We start from the raw sequence: 15,696 nt of genomic DNA on the forward strand, positions 1-15,696 counted from the left end.
GCCCTTCGCCGCGCCTTCGCGTGGCATCCGCCTCTCATGACGGTCGCCGCGTTCATGATTCTGTGTGCGGCGCTGTGCGCCGCAGCCATCACTTTTGATCCCCGTGAAATACTCGGTGCGCCCGCATGGGCGAAACCGTTGAAATTCTGCTTATCGATCCTTCTCTATACGGTTACGTGGGCATGGCTCATCGCCCACCTTCCGCGGTGGCGGCGGTTCGCGCGCGGGCTCGGCACTGTGATCGCCGTCACCCTGCTCACTGAGCAAGTGCTCATTGTGTGGGCGGCGGCAACCGGAACGACCAGTCACTTCAACGTCTCCACCGGCCCGCACGCGATCGTCTGGGCCACCATGGCTGTCTCGATCACAGTCATGTACCTCTGTACCTTCATCACGTCAGCCGCAGTCTTTTTCCTCCGTCTCCCTTCGCCAGCAATCACCTTCGCGGTGCGTGCGGGAGCGATCATCGCGCTGTTTGGAATCGGTATCGCGTTCTTAATGACGGCACCGACGTCGGCGCAAATCACGGCGCCGACCGGAATCTATGGTGCTCATTCCGTCGGCGTCGACGACGGAGGACCCGGCGTCCCGATTCTCGGCTGGAGCACTACGGCGGGCGACTACCGTGTCGCGCACTTTGTCGGCATGCACGCGTTGCAGGTTCTGCCGCTCATCGCGTTGACGCTCCAACTAGTGGCGCGCCGCGTTACTCATCTGTCTGCCGCGTCCCTGCAGCTCCGGCTCACCGTCGTCGCCGCGGTCGTGTACGCCGCGGCGACCGTCCTCCTCACGCTCCAAGCAGCACTGGGCGAATCGGTCATGCGGCCATCCGGGGCGATACTGGTCGCCGGGTGGGCATTGATCTGCTGCGGTGCGATCGCGGCAATCGCAGTCGTTGTTGCGGCGTTGCGGACGCCGGTCCAGACCGACGCGACGGCAAGATTCGAACTTGCGAATAACGGGTTATGAGTCCGTTCCCTTGGACCACTTGGGTACGCCGCGGTGGACGCGATGACGGGAGTCGAACCCGTTTGAACGGTTGTGCGGACCGTTTCCGTACCCTTCGGCACCGCGACTCACAACGAGGCTATGAACTGAGTTTGCCCCACGCAAGAGATGTGTCGCCGTCTTACGCCGGATGTCGTCACAGACGTCGGGCGTCAACCTTCGCCTCTTCTTGATGACGGCAGGCCTTCGTCACGGGACTGACTCAGCGCGCCAGCATGGGCGCTGAGTCGAACGACAGCAGGTGCCGTCTACCAGGCCACAGGCACCTACTCGACGCGGGACAGGCTGCTGCTCCCGGGCAGAAAGGTTGCCGTAGCTCTGCGGCATCTGCGCTGACGGCACAGGCTGGACCGCTCAACATGGCTAGGCTGGCCAGATGGACGAGGAGCTTGTCGGTCGGGTCGTCATGGCGCTCATCCTGATCGCCGGCGGAACCGTCGTGCTGGCGGTGGCACGCGCCACAGCGAGCGCACGAATTGGTCGGAACCCGATCGCAGGCATTCGGATTCCGGCGACTATGGCCAGCGACGAGGCCTGGCTGGTCGCTCACCGGGCTGCAGAGCGCCATACGACACTCGGGGCCTGGTGTGCCTTCGCCAGTGTGATTCCGGCGATACTTCCTGTTCCCTTTGGAGTTGCGGTTGTCTCGATCTTGGTCGGGTCGATCGCGATGATGGTTTTGGTGCTGATCGGTGCGGCGGTTGGTGCCCGAGCGGCCCGGGGTCTGAGCTCCGAGAACTGAGAATCCAGTCGCGTCTCTAGCCCGCGCGTCAGTCGTAGATGACGTTCTTGCCTTCCCGCTCCAGCTTCGCAAGCCCATCCCGCATGGACTGGATCTGATCGGCCGTGTGGCCCGCCCAATCGATGAGCTCACCGACCACCTTGACCGGGTCCTTGGTACGGAACGACCGCGTCGGGTTGCCGGGAAACCTCTTGTCCGTCACGTTCGGGTCATCCTCGATTTCACCCGTCGGCTCCACGAGGTAGATACGACCGGGTCCGTCGCCCGCCGCCAGTTCGGCGCCCCAGGCCGCGGCGTCGAGCGTCTTCGTCATGTAGACGTGGTTCGCCGTGCGCCCGCCGCCGTAGTTTGACTGCCGTCCGGGAACAAGAAGATCACCCACGGTCAAATCGGCTTTGGTTCCGTGGAGCATCGCTCCCGACTCGTGCACCTCAAAAGGCTTCAGCGGACTCATACTCGACGCCTCCATCCGACTCGATTCAGAATCGTAACCGGCGGGACGGCTCGACACTAGAGCGCGGCCTGATGCGAACGGCTGGATCGATCAACCCCCGTGCTGCCCACCGATATGCGTGTGACCATGGAGGAGGAACGGCGCATACGATCGACGCCGCATCGGAGGGACGTTCAGTGGGAGAAACTATGAGGGTCATCGAGTATCAGGGCGCAGGCGGGCCCGAGATTATGCGTGTCGTGGACCGCCCACGACCTGAACCGGCCGCGGGCGAAGTACAGATTCGAGTCGCCGCCGCCGGACTCAACCGCGCTGACGTGCAACAGCGGCTGGGCGTCTACCCACCGCCTCCCGGTGCCTCCGACATCCCCGGGCTGGAGGTGTCCGGCACGATCGAAGCCCTCGGCGACGGCGTCACCGGGTTCAAGTTGGGCGCCGAGGTCTGTGCCCTCCTCGCCGGTGGCGGATACGCCGAGTACGTCGCCGTCCCGACTGGCCAGGTGCTTCCCGTCCCGGCGAACACCACGCTGATCGACGCCGCGGCCCTGCCCGAAGTCACGAGCACCGTCTGGTCCAACCTCTTCATGAACGCCCACGTTAGCCACGGTGACTGGGTCCTCATCCACGGCGGTGCCGGTGGCATCGGCACGATGGCAACCCAACTCGTCGCCGCGTTCGGCGCCCACCCCGTCGTCACGGCGGGCAGCGCCGAGAAGCTCGACTACTGCCGCACCTTCGGAGCCGAAGCCGGCATCAACTACCGCGACGAAGACTTCGTCGAACGCATCCGCGAGATCTCCGACGGGCATGGCGCGGACGTCATCCTCGACGTGATTGGCGCGAAATACCTTGACCGCAACATCCGCTCCCTCGCGCTCGGCGGCCGCCTCGTCATCATCGGATTGCAGGGCGGAGCCAAAGCCGAACTCGACCTCGGCTACCTGATGTCACACCGTCAGAGCGTCGCCGGGACGACACTTCGTGCTCGTCCGGCTGCCGAGAAGGCGCTCATCGTTTCCGAGGTTGCCCAGCACGTCTGGCCGCTGATCGAAGTGGGAACCGTCCGCGCCGCTGTCGAGGCGCGCTACCCGCTCGAGCAGGTCGCCGCGGCGCACCAGCACTTCGATTCCGGAAACCACACCGGCAAGATCCTCCTGACGATCTAACGAATTAATCAATCAAACGGATGCCACGGGGCGCGTTGCGGTTCCCTTCTCTATCCAACCGCCGGTTCGGCCAGCGATCCGAGCAGGCGAAGTTTTTCCGCCGCGTCACTCTTCTCATCGGGGTAGTAGATGACGAGAATGACGTCGTCGACGGGCAACTTTTCGCGGTGAAGGTGCAGAGTGCCGACAAGAGGGTGGTGAACGGTCGTCGTCCCACCTTCGAGTGGTCGAACGTCCTGGCGCGCCCACAAAGTCCGAAAACGTGCGCTCGATAGCGAGAGCTCGCCGACGAGTTCGACCGCGCGTGGATCGCTGATGTCCTCGCCAAGGGTCTGCCGCGCGAGAGCCACAAAGCTGGTCACCGCCGCTTCCCAACTGTCGTGAAACTCGCGCTCGGCCGGATCCAGCAGAAGCGACCGCAGCCGATTCTCGCCCGGCGCAAGGCGAGGTGAGAATGCCAGGGCGAGCGAGTTTGACGCGAGGACATCGAAGTATCTGCCCTCTACAAATGCAGGCAGGTCGAGCGCTGCCAAAAGGTGGTGCAACCGATCTGGCACCCGTTCCATCCGCGGCCGGCGCTGCACCCGCCGACGTGGGTTTGCCAGACCGTGAAGGTATTCGGACTCCACCTCGTCGAGTTGTAGCACTCGAGCCAGCGCGTCCAACACCTGTGGCGACGGGTTGTGATCACGCCCACGCTCAAGCCGCAAGTAGTAGTCACCGCTGATCCCCGCGAGCAGTGCGACTTCTTCTCGCCGCAGCCCCGAGACGCGACGGTTCGAACCCGCGGGAATACCGAATTGCTCCGGCGACACCAACCCGCGTCGCGCTCGCAGGTACTCACCGAGTCGGTTCGACTCGCCTCCACCATCCATAGCCCTCACCCTACCTACGCTGTGCGCGACAAGAGGGGGCCCTGTCACTCCCCGGATCGACGGGGACCTTCCTCACCGTGGCCGCCACAGCGAACATTTCGGTGTACCAATCATCGAAACAGAGAAAAGAAGACACTCATGAACATCCGCAATCGCACCGTCCTCATCGTTGGCGGCACCTCAGGCATCGGTCTCGGTTTGGCTCGGCGTTTCGCTGCGGCCGGCAGCACCGTAATCGTCGGAGGGCGCAACACTGGCAAAATCGACGACCTAGAGACCGTCGAGATCGACGTCACCGACGCGGACTCGGTTGCGCGGGCGCGTGACCATGTCCTCGCTACCCACCCGGAATTGGACGTCGTCGTGACGATGTCGGGCATCATGCTGATGGAGGACCTCCGCGACCCGGCCCATTTCGCTGAGGCGGAGACCACCATCACCGTGAACCTCCTCGGCACTATTCGCGTGATCGACGCGTTCACTCCACATCTGATTCGTCTCGGCGACGCCGACATCATCACCGTCACGTCAGGGATCGCCTTCATGCCGTTCCCGCCGATGCCTAGCTATGGCGCTTCGAAAGCGGGCGTGCACGCATATACCGAGTCCCTACGCGCGCAACTTGCCGGGGCAGGGGTTCGCGTGACCGAGCTCGTTCCGCCCGCCGTGGCAACGGCGGGTCAAGAGAAAGTCAACCCGGCGGCGCTGCCGCTCGAGGGCTTTCTGGACGAGGTGATCGACCTGTTGACGGCCACACCAACCCCGAACGAGATCGTCGTTTCGGCCGCGAACCGGCTTCGCTGGGCAGAGCGTGACGGCACATTCGCTGAGCTTCTTGAAGCCCGTTCGCAATCGCTCGCGTCCCTCTTCGGCCAGTAGGGTTGGGGCCAGATCTGAAGGAGTCACATGCTGGTTGAAGAGCGCACATACGTCCTGCACAGCGAGGTTCGTCTCGCCGATTACATGGCGGCTTACGAAAATGTGGGGCTACCCATTCAGAAGGAGATCCTCGGCGGATTCCTCGGCTACTTCGTCACCGAGTTCGGTGTGCAGAATCAACTCACGCACTTCTGGGCATACGAGAACCTCGAGCAGCGCCGCGAACGTCGGGCGCTCCTGGCCGACCACCCGCAGTGGCAAGAGTGCATGGCCGTCATCAAGCCCATGATCCGCACCATGGAAAACAAGATCATGTACCCGACGGGCTTCTCGCCGATTCGATCACTGCCTGTGGCGAGCACCGATGAAAACACGGCGTTCACCTGGTCGATCTAAGCGAGCGGATGCCACGCGGCGCGGTCATTAAGTCCGGCGAACGTCAACCTGTCAACACCTTGCGGGTCTCATTGCCGACCCTTTGAATGGGCAACACAGGAAATCACGAGGGAGGACAACCGATGACCGAATCGCTTTCACACAGTGACCTGCCGCTGCCCGAGTTCGACCACATCCCGCTCGGCACGCTGCCCCAGCGCATCGCCCCGCTCGACGTCACGGGTGTCACCGCGTTGCTCGACTACGAGAAGGCGCACGGCAACCGCCTGCCCGTGACTCAGGTGCTCGAGCACCGTATCGAGGCGCTGAACAACGGAGCCGAGCCCAGCGGAACCCTCTCCACCTCCATGCCCGAGGTGCGCACGGGTGCAGACGCACCGCTTGCCGGACCATCGACCGACGCGCCCCCGATCAACCCGCCGTCGCACGGCGACCCCACGAACCCCGCGCAGCCCCGCTAGATCTGCCGGCCCCGTGGCATCCGCTCCTTATATGTAGAGAGCGGATGCCACGTTGTGCGTTAACCGCGCAACGAACGGCTACGGCAGTAACGGACGGAGGATCACGGCGATTCCCGACCAGACCGCAGCAATCGGTAAGACAATGGCGGCCAGCGCCCACAGCAACTTCACTCGGCGGGCGCTCGTGGCCCGACGAGTGACATCGCCAGCCAATTCGTCGAATGCGGCGATATGCGGTCATAGTGAATATTCCGGACGATCTCGATGTGGACGAAGTCAACTGTCCAGCGCAGAATGGATATAGGAGGTCCCAGTGGTTCAAAAAGAAAACAAGCCCAGTGCTCTCCAGCGCCGAATAGAAGCGGGTAAAGCCGAACCGATTAGCGATCGCGAACGCGCGCAACTCGCACAACTGCGGGCGACTTATGCCAAGCGCTTCGGGGCCAAGGCTGAGCGTCGCCTTTCCGATGCATTGCGGAGCGCATAGGGCGATTCGCCTCCTGTCCGCGGCTTTCCTCCAGTGCCATTAGTTGGCCGCGTTCAACGTAGTCATGACGCGCTGAGGTGGCCTGAACGCCGGTGTGCGGGGCATGGCCTGATCGTGTTCAGCACTCCAGCGGCGTTGATCTGTCTGCGGCTCAGCGGGTCAGCGCTGCATCAGTGCGTCCATGCCCACTGCGACCGATGCGGCCAGGCGGAAGTCAACGCGCTGGTCCGGCACGGTGACCGTGTACCGGTCGCGGAGGCTGAACTGGCGTTCGCTGGTTAGCACCGGAGCGCCGGTTGCACGATCGGTGAAGTCGAAGTGGAACGCCACCGGGATATCGACAAACCGGCGAATGAGGGCAACCGCTTGGTTGCGTTCCTGGCCGTACGCCTCGAGCCCCGGAGCGTGGAGGTGGAAGGAGGAGCGGAGCAAGCTGGCGCCGAAGTCCTTCTGGAACGAGCCGAGAACGGTCCCGTCGGCGGCGGTTATGTCGTATGACGCAGCGAGATCGAGCGCTTGCCTAGCCCTGAAACCGAACAGCGGCTGCGTCTTGCCTTCATCGGCGAAAAACGTAACCTGCTCGCGCATGGCGAGGCGTTTCTGCTGGGCGAGCGCGAACATCCGCCCCTCTGAACCGTCCGGGTTCACCTCGCGAATCTCGTAGCGGTTCACCATCATGGTGATCCGCTGCGTCACGTAGAACTGCGGGAGGTATTGGAAGGTGGGGGCAGGCATAGGGCAAGTCTTCCATGGGCCCCCGTCGGCGCCGAAGCCGTTGAATCCCTGATGACGGGCCCCAGCCGCTGGGTTGGGGCCCGTCGCTGAAGCCTCCGAGTGTCGACCGCTCACTCCGCTCGGTAGCCCCCGCATTGGGCAGCCCTCGAGCACCCCAGCGACGCGTGTGAAGTTCAGAGCCATTACAGGCCGTGGAACCATTACCCCCGTGTTGGAGTCTCGACCGACCAATGTAGGGCAGATAGCCTTCCGCATAAGCAAAGGAAAATGATGGGCAACGAACACGACACAGAAGTCGAGCACTCAGAGTTGGCTCTTGATCTCGGCTCCGAACACAGCGTCGTCGTGGAACCGAATTCCTCGCGTCTCGCGTCCACACGTCTGAGGTTGGGAGCTCTTCCGCCATGGGCCAGAAAAGGGCTGTTCGTGCTCAGCGGTGCGACGGTCCTTCTGTTGGTCGCGTCCATTGTGGGGTTTGCCCTCAACGCATCCAGCCAACAGGTGGCAGCTGATCGTCTCGCCACGTCAGAGAAGCTCGAGGAAAGCCTGACCGAAGCGAAAGAGGACCTTTACGCCGCGAATGGAATGGTTACTGATCTCGAAAAGGAAGTTGACACTATTGAGAGTCGCGAACGAGTCGTTGCTGATCGCCAGACCGGATTAGACGCTCGCGAGAAGCTTGTTGTTGAACGGGAGACCGCCGTTCAAGCCCGAGAAACAGCAATCGACGCAAAGGAGAAGCAGGTCGAAGCCTCCACGTTCGGAGACGGTGTGCGTGTCGTTGGCACGACCGTGCAGCCTGGAACGTACACGACACAGGGCGGCGATGGATCGAATTCTGTTGGTTGTTACTACGCGTGGAAGACGGGGACGGGGAGTGATTCAGACATCGTTGACAACAACATCGTTAACGGTGCTGCCACCGTGACTCTTCGTGCGGGCGAGATCTTCGAATCGTCGTCGTGTCAGGATTGGATCAAAGTCGGTTAACGAATGGTGTGTGTCGGCCGGATGGTTGTCGCGCTCTAGCCGACCTCGAAGTAGAACGGCTCAGTATCGGTGTCTCCGTCGTCGTAGGAGAGCGCCCAGTACCCGCTCGTTGGATCGTCCACCGGAACAGCGATCACGACATTGCCCGTCGTGCTCTCGCCCAAGTTGAGGTCCGGGAGCAGCGCGAACTCCGGTTCCGGCGCGATCACGTACTCGTCGTCGGGGCTGAAGCTGTGGCCGTCGGGTGAGACGTATTCCACGATCATCTCGGTGGCCGCTGAGGTGTGCGTCGCTGACAGCGATGTGACCGTCACTCGCGCGAGCGCCCACTGCATGCCGGCAGGCGCTTCGATGTTGCGGGCATTGCCGAGGACCTGCTCGGTGGCATCGACAACGGATGCCGTCACCGTCGCCTCGTAGGCCGGCTCGCCAGCCTCGTCGAGAAGGTCAACGACCGTGCCGAGTGGAAGCAGCTCGATCGGCGCGGAGAACGGAGCCTCTGTTGCCTCCTCGGAACTGCGCGGCACCTCGCTCGAGTACTCATCGACCGCTCCACCCACGGCGAAGATGAAGCCGAAGGTGTACACGAAGATCATGATGAACGCGACGATCATCGAGACGCCCGACAGTACGAGCCCCCAGATCGCCTGGCGGCGGGGCCGGTCGGCAAGCGCGAGCCCGACGATCCCCACGATGACGCCAGCGGGTCCGAGTAAGAACGAGAAGAAATTCGCGATCGGGATGAACGCCACGACGATCGACCCGATGCCGATGATGAGGGCCGCGAGTCCGGGTCCGTTGCTGCGTTTCGGTGGCGTCGGCCCGACCGCGGTGTAGCCGTACGGCAGCTGTGGCTGCGGGTAATAGTGGGCTGCGCTATACGGCGGCTGCGGCGTCGGGGATGGCAGCGGGTTCTGGCCTTGGCCTGCGGGATCCGCGGGTCCGTAGGGGCTCGGCGGGGAGTTCGTCATACTCCCCAGTCTTCCGCATCACAAGTTCTCGCTCGAGGGGAGTGACGCGCACCCGTGCAGGTATAACGTGGCCATCACCGAAACGGGTCGAGGGAGAAACGACAGTGACTGTTGAAGCATCGGTACTTTCACGGCTGGCCGAGATTCGCGCCTGGCAGGAGGACCTGTACCGCGACCTGCACGCGCACCCGGAGTTGTCGCACCAGGAGCACGAGACTGCTCGCAAAGTCGCCGAACGGCTCGCCGAGTTCGGCTTCGACGTGCACGCGGGCATCGGCGGCACCGGCGTCGTCGGCATCCTGAACAACGGCGACGGGCCGACCGTGCTGCTGCGCGCCGACATGGACGCGTTGCCAGTGAAGGAGTCGACCGGGCTCGATTACGCCAGCACAGCGACGGCAACCGATGCGGCGGGCAACGAGGTACCGGTTGCGCACGCGTGCGGACACGACACCCACGTCGCCAGCCTCGTCGGCGCTGCCGAACTGCTCGCGAACGCGACCGACCAGTGGAGCGGCACTCTCGTCGCCCTGTTCCAGCCAGCGGAAGAGACCGGCGACGGCGCTCAAGGCATGCTCGAGAGCGGGCTGGCCGAGCTCATCCCGACACCCGACGTCGCGTTCGCCCAACACGTCCTGCCGGGCATCGCTGGCACCGTCAACACTCTCGCCGGCCCCGTGCTCTCGGCCGCAGACAGCATGCGCATCACCGTGTTCGGTCGCGGCGGCCACGGTTCGATGCCGCAGGCGACGATCGACCCGGTCGTCCTCGCAGCCATGATCGTCGTCCGCCTACAAACCGTCGTCTCGCGTGAGGCCCCGCCGAGCGAAACTGCCGTGCTCACCGTCGGCAGCCTGCAGGCCGGAACCAAGAGCAACATCATCCCCGACCGCGCCGTCATCCAACTCAACGTGCGCACCTACAGCGACACCACCCGCACGACGATCCTCGACGCCATTCGACGCATCGTCACCGCGGAATGTGACGCGTCCGGGTCGCCACAGCCGCCCGAGTTCGAGCTTTTCGACCGCTTCCCGCTGACCGACAACGATGCCGAAGCCACGCAGAAAGTGACGGATGCCTTTGACGCATTTTTCGTTGATCGCGCCGGTTCACTGCCGCAACAGACCGCGAGCGAGGACTTCAGCGACATCCCGACGGCACTCGCTACTCCCTATACCTACTGGGGCATCGGCTGCACGGATCCCGGGCTGTGCCGCGCGGCGGTGGAGGCGGGCCGGGTCTCGCAGGACGTGCCGGTGAACCACGCGCCGAACTTTGCGCCCGTGCTTCAACCGACACTCGACACCGGAACCGAGGCGCTCGTCGTCGCCGCGCTCGCGTGGCTGGCCCGATGAGCGACTGGAACCAACGGATCATTGACGAGTTCCGAGCCAACGGCGGGCAGGTCGAGACGGCGGGGTTCGGTCGACGGCTGGTGCTCGTGCACCATGTCGGCGCGAAGAGCGGCACGGAACGTATCGCGCCGGTTATGGTTATCCGCACCGACCCCGACACCTGGCTGATCGCTGCGTCGAAGGGGGGAGCGCCCGACAACCCGTCCTGGTTTCACAACCTCCTCGCGCACCCCGACGTGACTATCGAAACGCCCGACGACGGTGTCGTGCCGGTGCGCGCCGAGCGGCTCGAGGGCGAGGCACGAGACGACGCGTGGGCCCGGTTCAAGGAAACGAGTCCCGGGTTCGGTGAGTACGAGCAACGAACGCACCGAGTGATCCCCGTGTTCGCGCTGCGTCGCCGAGCCGCGGAGTAGTCCTGGTTAGTCGTCGGCTCTGTCACTGTCGTCGGTGCGGACCCCGGGCGGCATGGGCGCGTTGAGGTTGAAGCGAACGCCGAGCACCCGGATGACAAAGCACACGGCGGCGGCGATCATGGCTGCGACGAAACCCTCGACGCCCAGCAGAATCGCCACAACGATGATGAGCGCGCCGATGAGCGCAGGGATCGCATAGAGCCCGTCGCTCATGACGGAGGGCACCCGTCGAATGAGGGTGTCGCGCAGGGTTCCGCCACCGACTGCGGTGATGGCACCGAGGATGACCGCTTGCGCCGGGCCGAGTCCGAAGTCGAGCGCCTTCGTCGCACCGGTGACAGCGAAGACGCTGAGCCCAACGGCGTCGAGGATCTCGATCGGCCAGGCGAGCCGGTCGAGCCGCTGGCTGAAGGCGAAGGCGATCAGTGCGCCGGCTGCGGCGACCGTGAGGTAGCGCCAGTCGCTGAATGTCGCCGGGGGAGTCGCGCCGAGGATGAGATCCCGGATGATGCCGCCGCCGATGGCGGTGAGCATGCCGAGTGTGAGGACGCCGACGATGTCGAGCCGCGCGAAGCGCACGGCGGCGAGTGCGCCGTTGAGCCCGAAAGCGAAGGTGCCGAGCAGGTCGAGCGTGAGCAGGAGCGGAGACTCAAATCCCATGGCGACCCTTCTGGCTGCTCATCATGCAAGAAGTCTGCCGCACTCTGCGTTCGAGTGCGGGATCACTGCAGCGCGTTCAGGCGGCTGGCTCGACGGCGATCTCTCGCCACACTCCGAGGAGGTGGGCGCGTGAGTGGGCCTCTGCTTCGTCGCCGTCTCCCGCAGCAATGGCCTGAGCGATCACGAGGTGTTGTTCCAGCGTCCCGGGGGCGGGGACCGTCGGGTGCAGTCCGAGGTGTGTGCGCCCCGCAAGCTCCTCGCGCACGGGAGTCTCCAGTGCAACGAGCAAGGGGTTGGCCGACGACGTCAGCAGGAGCGTGTGGAACGCGAGGTCGACCTCGAGGTACTCGGGGCTTTGCCCGAGTCCGCGTTTGCCGAGATCATGCAGCCGCTCCGCGACGCGGAGGAGTTCGGCACGCTGAGCCGGCGTGGCGCGTTCGGCGGCGAGTCGCGCAGCCATCGGCTCGACAGCCACGCGCAACTCCATGAGTGACTCGAGTTGTTGTTGCCGGAGAGGTCCGTGAAGCGTCCAGCGGATGAGGGAGGGGTCGAGTGCATCCCACTTCTCCCGCGGTTGGACCGTGATTCCGACGCGGCGTCGCGAGGCAACCATGCCCATGTTCTCGAGAACGCGGATGGCCTCACGGATCACGGTTCGTGACGCGGAGAGTTCCTTCTCAAGCAAGGCAAGTTTCAGCACGGAGCCAGGCTGAGGGTTGCCCGCGGCGATTCGCCCACCAAGCTCGTTAAGCACGTCTCCGTGCATCCCTGTTGCCATTACCGCTCCTTTGCCGTACCGATACGTAGTATCTTATCGCTCAAATAAGTAGTACCTTTGTCGAGGCTTCGTGCGATGGCCGCGCGAATTGAACGAATTCAATGGAGAAGCAGATGGAAGATTGGACCCAGACGCTGGGCACCGGACCCCTACTCGGGATCGCGGCCGCGGCGGTGGCACTCATCCTGTTCTTGGTGATCAAAGTCCGACTGCACGCCTTCCTGGTGCTCATAGTCGTCTCGTTGCTCACCGCGATCGCAACCGGAATCCCCGCGGCGAACATCGTGAACGACGTCCTGGTGACGTCATTCGGCGGAACCCTCGGGTCGGTTGCCCTGCTGGTTGGTCTCGGTGCGATCCTCGGACGGATGATTGAATCCTCCGGTGGAGCCCGTGTGGTCGCCGAGAAGATGGTGTCTATCTTCGGCGAGAAGCGCGCGGCATTTGCCCTTGGTATTACCTCGCTGATCCTCGGTTTCCCGATCTTCTTCGACGCCGGCCTGATCGTGATGCTTCCGATCATGTTCGCTGTCGCCCGCCGCATCGGTGGCAAGAACCTTCTTCTCTACGGTTTCAGCGGTGCCGCCGCATTCTCTGTGATGCACATCTTCCTGCCGCCGCACCCGGGCCCGGTCGCCGCGACGGAGTTCTTCGGCGCCAACCTCGGTGTCGTCCTCATCATCGGTCTGATCATCGCCTTCCCGGTCTGGTACATCAGCGGTTACCTGTGGGCCAAGGTCGTCAACAAGCGCTACCCGATGATCGTCCCCGACCTCTTCGGTTTCAAGGATGAGGACGAGATTGCCAACCCCCCGAAGTTCGGCACGATCATCGGAATCCTGCTGCTGCCGATGGTGCTGATCCTCATGAACACGGGTCTCGCTGCACTCGCTTCAGCGGGCGCCGTCGACGACTCGCAGCTCTGGGTCCAGGGCCTGCAGATGATCGGCACCTCGCCGGTTGCCCTGCTCATCTCGGCTCTGGTTGCACTCCTCGTTCTCGGCAAGGCGCGGGGCGAACACGGCACCGCGCTGGAGAAGCTGGTCGACCAGACGCTGGGCTCCGTGGCATCCGTCATTCTGATCACCGGTGCCGGTGGAATGTTCGGTGGAGTGCTTCGCGCATCGGGCATCGGTGACGCGCTCGCCGACTCGCTCTCCGGTCTCGGTGTGCCGATGATCTTCGCGGCCTACCTCATCGCGGTCGCGCTCCGCGTCGCACAGGGTTCGGCAACGGTCGCGCTCGTCACGACCGGTGGACTGCTTGCCCCTGCCGTCATCGCCGGTGGATTTGGACCGATCGACACCGCAGCGATCACCCTGGCCGCCGCTGCCGGTTCGGTGTTCGCCTCGCACGTCAATGACTCCGGCTTCTGGTTGGTTGGTCGCCTGATGAACATGGATGTGAAGACCACGCTGAAGACCTGGACCGTGCAGCAGACGCTGGAATCGGTGGTCGCCTTCGTTCTGATCCTCGTCATCTACTTGATCTTCTAAGCCGGGAGGTTTTTGTGAGCTTGTTCGATATCACCGGGCGGGTGGCGCTCGTCACCGGGTCGTCTCGAGGTCTGGGCCGATCGCTGGCTGAAGGCCTGGCGGACGCCGGGGCATCCGTCATTCTTCACGGACGCAACCAGGATGCTCTCACAGACACCGCAGACGCCATCGAGCGCTCGACCGGTTCGCGGCCCGCCGCGGTGAGCTTCGATGTGACCGACGCTGACGCTGTGAAGGATGGCGTCGCGCAGGTGATTGCGGAGCACGGTGTGCCGGACATTCTGGTGAACAATGCGGGTGTGCAGCGGCGTGCGCCGTTCGAGGAGTTCGCGGTCGAGGACTGGGATGCGGTGATCAGCAGCAACCTCTCCAGTGCGTTTTACGTCTCGCGCTTCGTCGTGCCGGGCATGGTGGAGCGTCGCTCCGGCAAGATCGTCAACATTGCGTCGGTGCAGTCGAAACTGGCGCGGCAGACGATTGCGCCGTACTCCGCGTCGAAGGGTGGGCTTGCCCTTCTCACACAGGGCATGGCCGCGGACCTCGCGCGCTACGACATTCAGGTCAATGCCATCTCGCCCGGTTACTTCGCCACCGAGATGAACAAGGACCTCGTCGAGGACGAAACGTTCAACAACTGGCTCGTGAACCGCACCCCAGCTCACCGCTGGGGAAACTTCACCGAGCTGCGCGGAACCCTGCTGTACCTGGTGTCGGACGCATCGAGCTTCGTGTCGGGGCAGAACATCTTTGTCGACGGCGGCATGACCGCGGTCGTGTGAGTGGGAGGACAGTAATGCGCGCAGTCATCATTGAAGGAAAAGACCAGCTCGACGTGGTCGACCTGCCGCTTCCGGTGCCCGGCGACGGACAGGTGCGGGTGCGAGTGTCGGCCGTGGGGATCTGCGGGTCGGACCTGCACTATTACTTTGCGGGAGCGAACGGCGAGTACGTCGTGCGGGAGCCGCTGGTGCCCGGACATGAGCTGTCCGGGTGGGTGGACGAGGATCCGTCGGGCGAACTTGAGGTCGGCGCCCCCGTCACCGTGCACCCGGCCCGCTTCGGCACGTCGGTTGACGGAATCGAAGACGCCGCGCACCTGTGGCCGGGCGGTTCGTACCTGGGGAGCGCCGCGACAACTCCGCACACCCAGGGTGGAATGAGCGAGTACCTCGTTGTCGAGCGCCAGATGATTCGGGTGCTCCCGGCTGAGCTCAACGTCGTAGATGCTTCTCTGGCAGAACCGCTCGGTGTCGCGCTGCACGGCGCCGCCCGTGCCGGCGATCTGACCGGGCGTCGGGTGCTGGTGTCCGGCGCCGGGCCGATCGGCCTGCTCGCCCTTGTTGCTGCGAAGGCTCGCGGTGCCGCGCACGTCACCGTCAGCGATGTGCTGGCTGCTCCGCTCGCTCGGGCTACCGAGCTCGGCGCTGACGCCGTCGTGCAGGTGAGTGCTGAGGCGCTTCCGGCCGAAGCGTTCGACGTGATTCTGGAGTGCTCGGGCGCTGCTGTCGCGATCTCGGCCGCGGTCGTTGCCGTGCGCCGTCGGGGCACCGTGGTTCAGGTGGGCATGGTGCCGAACGAGGCCCGGCCGATCAACCTGGCTCCGTTCATCTCGAAGGAAGTGACGATGGTTGGCTCGTTCCGCTTCCTCGAGGAGATCGATGAGGCGATCGAGCTTCTCGCCGCTGACCCGAGCATCGCCCGGATCATCACACACCGATTCCCCATCGACGAGGTGCGTGAGGCTTTCGCTGTCGCCCGAGATTCGGAACAATCGGGCAAGGTTGTTGTGACCTTTCCGGACGCGAACTAAGTAGAGAAAGCGGA

General features: G+C 64.0%; 18 protein-coding genes and 1 tRNA gene. 12 read left to right on the forward strand and 7 right to left on the reverse strand.

Annotation, left to right across the window (positions count from 1 at the left end):
• Window positions 1–928 precede the first annotated feature (928 nt).
• A tRNA-Met gene (locus L1277_RS06030) sits at window positions 929–1,002 on the reverse strand.
• Between the two features lie 382 nt (window positions 1,003–1,384).
• On the opposite strand from L1277_RS06030, the gene L1277_RS06035 reads away from it, so the two are divergent.
• A complete protein-coding gene (locus tag L1277_RS06035) occupies window positions 1,385–1,750 on the forward strand; it encodes an SdpI family protein (RefSeq protein ID WP_253375461.1) in 366 nt (121 codons plus the stop codon).
• A gap of 28 nt (window positions 1,751–1,778) precedes the next feature.
• Here the strand turns inward: L1277_RS06035 and arr are convergent, their stop codons facing one another.
• Window positions 1,779–2,204, reverse strand: coding sequence for an NAD(+)--rifampin ADP-ribosyltransferase (arr, locus tag L1277_RS06040; RefSeq protein ID WP_253375462.1), 426 nt, complete (start codon window positions 2,202–2,204; stop codon window positions 1,779–1,781).
• Window positions 2,205–2,392: 188 nt separating this feature from the next.
• On the opposite strand from arr, the gene L1277_RS06045 reads away from it, so the two are divergent.
• Window positions 2,393–3,370 carry an NAD(P)H-quinone oxidoreductase gene (locus tag L1277_RS06045; RefSeq protein WP_253375463.1) on the forward strand — a complete coding sequence of 326 codons (978 nt, stop codon included), beginning with the start codon at window positions 2,393–2,395 and terminating at the stop codon, window positions 3,368–3,370.
• 50 nt (window positions 3,371–3,420) lie between these two features.
• On the opposite strand, the gene L1277_RS06050 is transcribed toward L1277_RS06045, so the two are convergent.
• The gene (locus tag L1277_RS06050) at window positions 3,421–4,245 is read right to left on the reverse strand and encodes a helix-turn-helix transcriptional regulator (protein WP_253375464.1); all 825 of its coding nucleotides are present in this window, start codon (window positions 4,243–4,245) and stop codon (window positions 3,421–3,423) included.
• Between the two features lie 138 nt (window positions 4,246–4,383).
• Here L1277_RS06050 and L1277_RS06055 point away from each other — a divergent pair, with 138 nt between their 5' ends.
• From L1277_RS06055 to L1277_RS06070, 4 genes are all read left to right on the forward strand, one after another.
• The gene (locus tag L1277_RS06055; protein ID WP_253375465.1) at window positions 4,384–5,124 is read left to right on the forward strand and encodes an SDR family oxidoreductase; all 741 of its coding nucleotides are present in this window, start codon (window positions 4,384–4,386) and stop codon (window positions 5,122–5,124) included.
• A 27-nt stretch (window positions 5,125–5,151) separates the two neighbouring features.
• Complete coding sequence (locus L1277_RS06060; RefSeq protein ID WP_253375466.1) at window positions 5,152–5,520, forward strand: NIPSNAP family protein; 369 nt, start codon at window positions 5,152–5,154, stop codon at window positions 5,518–5,520.
• 122 nt (window positions 5,521–5,642) lie between these two features.
• Window positions 5,643–5,981, forward strand: a complete 339-nt coding sequence (locus tag L1277_RS06065) for a hypothetical protein (protein WP_253375467.1) — start codon at window positions 5,643–5,645, stop codon at window positions 5,979–5,981.
• Window positions 5,982–6,294: 313 nt separating this feature from the next.
• Window positions 6,295–6,468, forward strand: coding sequence for a hypothetical protein (locus L1277_RS06070; protein ID WP_253375468.1), 174 nt, complete (start codon window positions 6,295–6,297; stop codon window positions 6,466–6,468).
• Window positions 6,469–6,627: 159 nt separating this feature from the next.
• On the opposite strand, the gene L1277_RS06075 is transcribed toward L1277_RS06070, so the two are convergent.
• Window positions 6,628–7,203 (reverse strand): hypothetical protein, encoded by a 576-nt coding sequence (locus L1277_RS06075; RefSeq protein WP_253375469.1) that lies wholly within the window; start codon window positions 7,201–7,203, stop codon window positions 6,628–6,630.
• 267 nt (window positions 7,204–7,470) lie between these two features.
• Between L1277_RS06075 and L1277_RS06080 the strand changes: the two genes are divergently transcribed.
• The gene (locus L1277_RS06080; RefSeq protein WP_253375470.1) at window positions 7,471–8,193 is read left to right on the forward strand and encodes a hypothetical protein; all 723 of its coding nucleotides are present in this window, start codon (window positions 7,471–7,473) and stop codon (window positions 8,191–8,193) included.
• A gap of 35 nt (window positions 8,194–8,228) precedes the next feature.
• On the opposite strand, the gene L1277_RS06085 is transcribed toward L1277_RS06080, so the two are convergent.
• Entirely contained in the window at window positions 8,229–9,164 is a 936-nt protein-coding gene (locus L1277_RS06085) for a DUF308 domain-containing protein (RefSeq protein ID WP_253375471.1), read from the reverse strand.
• Between the two features lie 104 nt (window positions 9,165–9,268).
• On the opposite strand from L1277_RS06085, the gene L1277_RS06090 reads away from it, so the two are divergent.
• Both L1277_RS06090 and L1277_RS06095 read left to right on the forward strand, forming a co-directional pair.
• Window positions 9,269–10,522, forward strand: coding sequence for an amidohydrolase (locus L1277_RS06090; RefSeq protein WP_253375472.1), 1,254 nt, complete (start codon window positions 9,269–9,271; stop codon window positions 10,520–10,522).
• On the forward strand, window positions 10,519–10,938 hold the full coding sequence (locus L1277_RS06095) for a nitroreductase family deazaflavin-dependent oxidoreductase (RefSeq protein WP_253375473.1): 420 nt from the start codon (window positions 10,519–10,521) through the stop codon (window positions 10,936–10,938). The genes L1277_RS06090 and L1277_RS06095 overlap by 4 nt, the downstream gene beginning before the upstream one ends.
• A gap of 6 nt (window positions 10,939–10,944) precedes the next feature.
• Here L1277_RS06095 and L1277_RS06100 read toward each other — a convergent pair whose 3' ends face one another.
• Window positions 10,945–11,598, reverse strand: coding sequence for a trimeric intracellular cation channel family protein (locus L1277_RS06100; protein ID WP_253375474.1), 654 nt, complete (start codon window positions 11,596–11,598; stop codon window positions 10,945–10,947).
• Between the two features lie 76 nt (window positions 11,599–11,674).
• Window positions 11,675–12,376: a FadR/GntR family transcriptional regulator gene (locus tag L1277_RS06105; protein WP_253375475.1), complete on the reverse strand. Its 702-nt coding sequence runs from the start codon at window positions 12,374–12,376 to the stop codon at window positions 11,675–11,677.
• A 113-nt stretch (window positions 12,377–12,489) separates the two neighbouring features.
• Here L1277_RS06105 and L1277_RS06110 point away from each other — a divergent pair, with 113 nt between their 5' ends.
• Genes L1277_RS06110 through L1277_RS06120 form a run of 3 tightly spaced genes read left to right on the forward strand, consistent with a single transcriptional unit; the run spans window position 12,490 to window position 15,682 of the window.
• Window positions 12,490–13,872: a GntP family permease gene (locus L1277_RS06110; RefSeq protein ID WP_253375476.1), complete on the forward strand. Its 1,383-nt coding sequence runs from the start codon at window positions 12,490–12,492 to the stop codon at window positions 13,870–13,872.
• Window positions 13,873–13,886: 14 nt separating this feature from the next.
• A complete protein-coding gene (locus L1277_RS06115) occupies window positions 13,887–14,651 on the forward strand; it encodes an SDR family oxidoreductase (RefSeq protein ID WP_253375477.1) in 765 nt (254 codons plus the stop codon).
• 14 nt (window positions 14,652–14,665) lie between these two features.
• Entirely contained in the window at window positions 14,666–15,682 is a 1,017-nt protein-coding gene (locus tag L1277_RS06120) for an L-idonate 5-dehydrogenase (protein ID WP_253375478.1), read from the forward strand.
• Window positions 15,683–15,696: the final 14 nt, after the last annotated feature.

Source organism: Okibacterium sp. HSC-33S16 (assembly GCF_024171565.1).
Classification (GTDB): domain Bacteria; phylum Actinomycetota; class Actinomycetes; order Actinomycetales; family Microbacteriaceae; genus Mycetocola_A.

Coding starts and splice junctions, on each gene's coding strand:
- arr (WP_253375462.1), bottom strand. CDS start 2,204: ATGAGTCCGCTGAAGCCTTTTGAGGTGCACGAGTCGGGAGCGATGCTC.
- L1277_RS06055 (WP_253375465.1), top strand. CDS start 4,384: ATGAACATCCGCAATCGCACCGTCCTCATCGTTGGCGGCACCTCAGGC.
- L1277_RS06080 (WP_253375470.1), top strand. CDS start 7,471: ATGATGGGCAACGAACACGACACAGAAGTCGAGCACTCAGAGTTGGCT.
- L1277_RS06085 (WP_253375471.1), bottom strand. CDS start 9,164: ATGACGAACTCCCCGCCGAGCCCCTACGGACCCGCGGATCCCGCAGGC.
- L1277_RS06060 (WP_253375466.1), top strand. CDS start 5,152: ATGCTGGTTGAAGAGCGCACATACGTCCTGCACAGCGAGGTTCGTCTC.
- L1277_RS06105 (WP_253375475.1), bottom strand. CDS start 12,376: ATGGCAACAGGGATGCACGGAGACGTGCTTAACGAGCTTGGTGGGCGA.
- L1277_RS06075 (WP_253375469.1), bottom strand. CDS start 7,203: ATGCCTGCCCCCACCTTCCAATACCTCCCGCAGTTCTACGTGACGCAG.
- L1277_RS06095 (WP_253375473.1), top strand. CDS start 10,519: ATGAGCGACTGGAACCAACGGATCATTGACGAGTTCCGAGCCAACGGC.
- L1277_RS06035 (WP_253375461.1), top strand. CDS start 1,385: ATGGACGAGGAGCTTGTCGGTCGGGTCGTCATGGCGCTCATCCTGATC.
- L1277_RS06050 (WP_253375464.1), bottom strand. CDS start 4,245: ATGGATGGTGGAGGCGAGTCGAACCGACTCGGTGAGTACCTGCGAGCG.
- L1277_RS06110 (WP_253375476.1), top strand. CDS start 12,490: ATGGAAGATTGGACCCAGACGCTGGGCACCGGACCCCTACTCGGGATC.
- L1277_RS06100 (WP_253375474.1), bottom strand. CDS start 11,598: ATGGGATTTGAGTCTCCGCTCCTGCTCACGCTCGACCTGCTCGGCACC.
- L1277_RS06045 (WP_253375463.1), top strand. CDS start 2,393: ATGAGGGTCATCGAGTATCAGGGCGCAGGCGGGCCCGAGATTATGCGT.
- L1277_RS06120 (WP_253375478.1), top strand. CDS start 14,666: ATGCGCGCAGTCATCATTGAAGGAAAAGACCAGCTCGACGTGGTCGAC.
- L1277_RS06065 (WP_253375467.1), top strand. CDS start 5,643: ATGACCGAATCGCTTTCACACAGTGACCTGCCGCTGCCCGAGTTCGAC.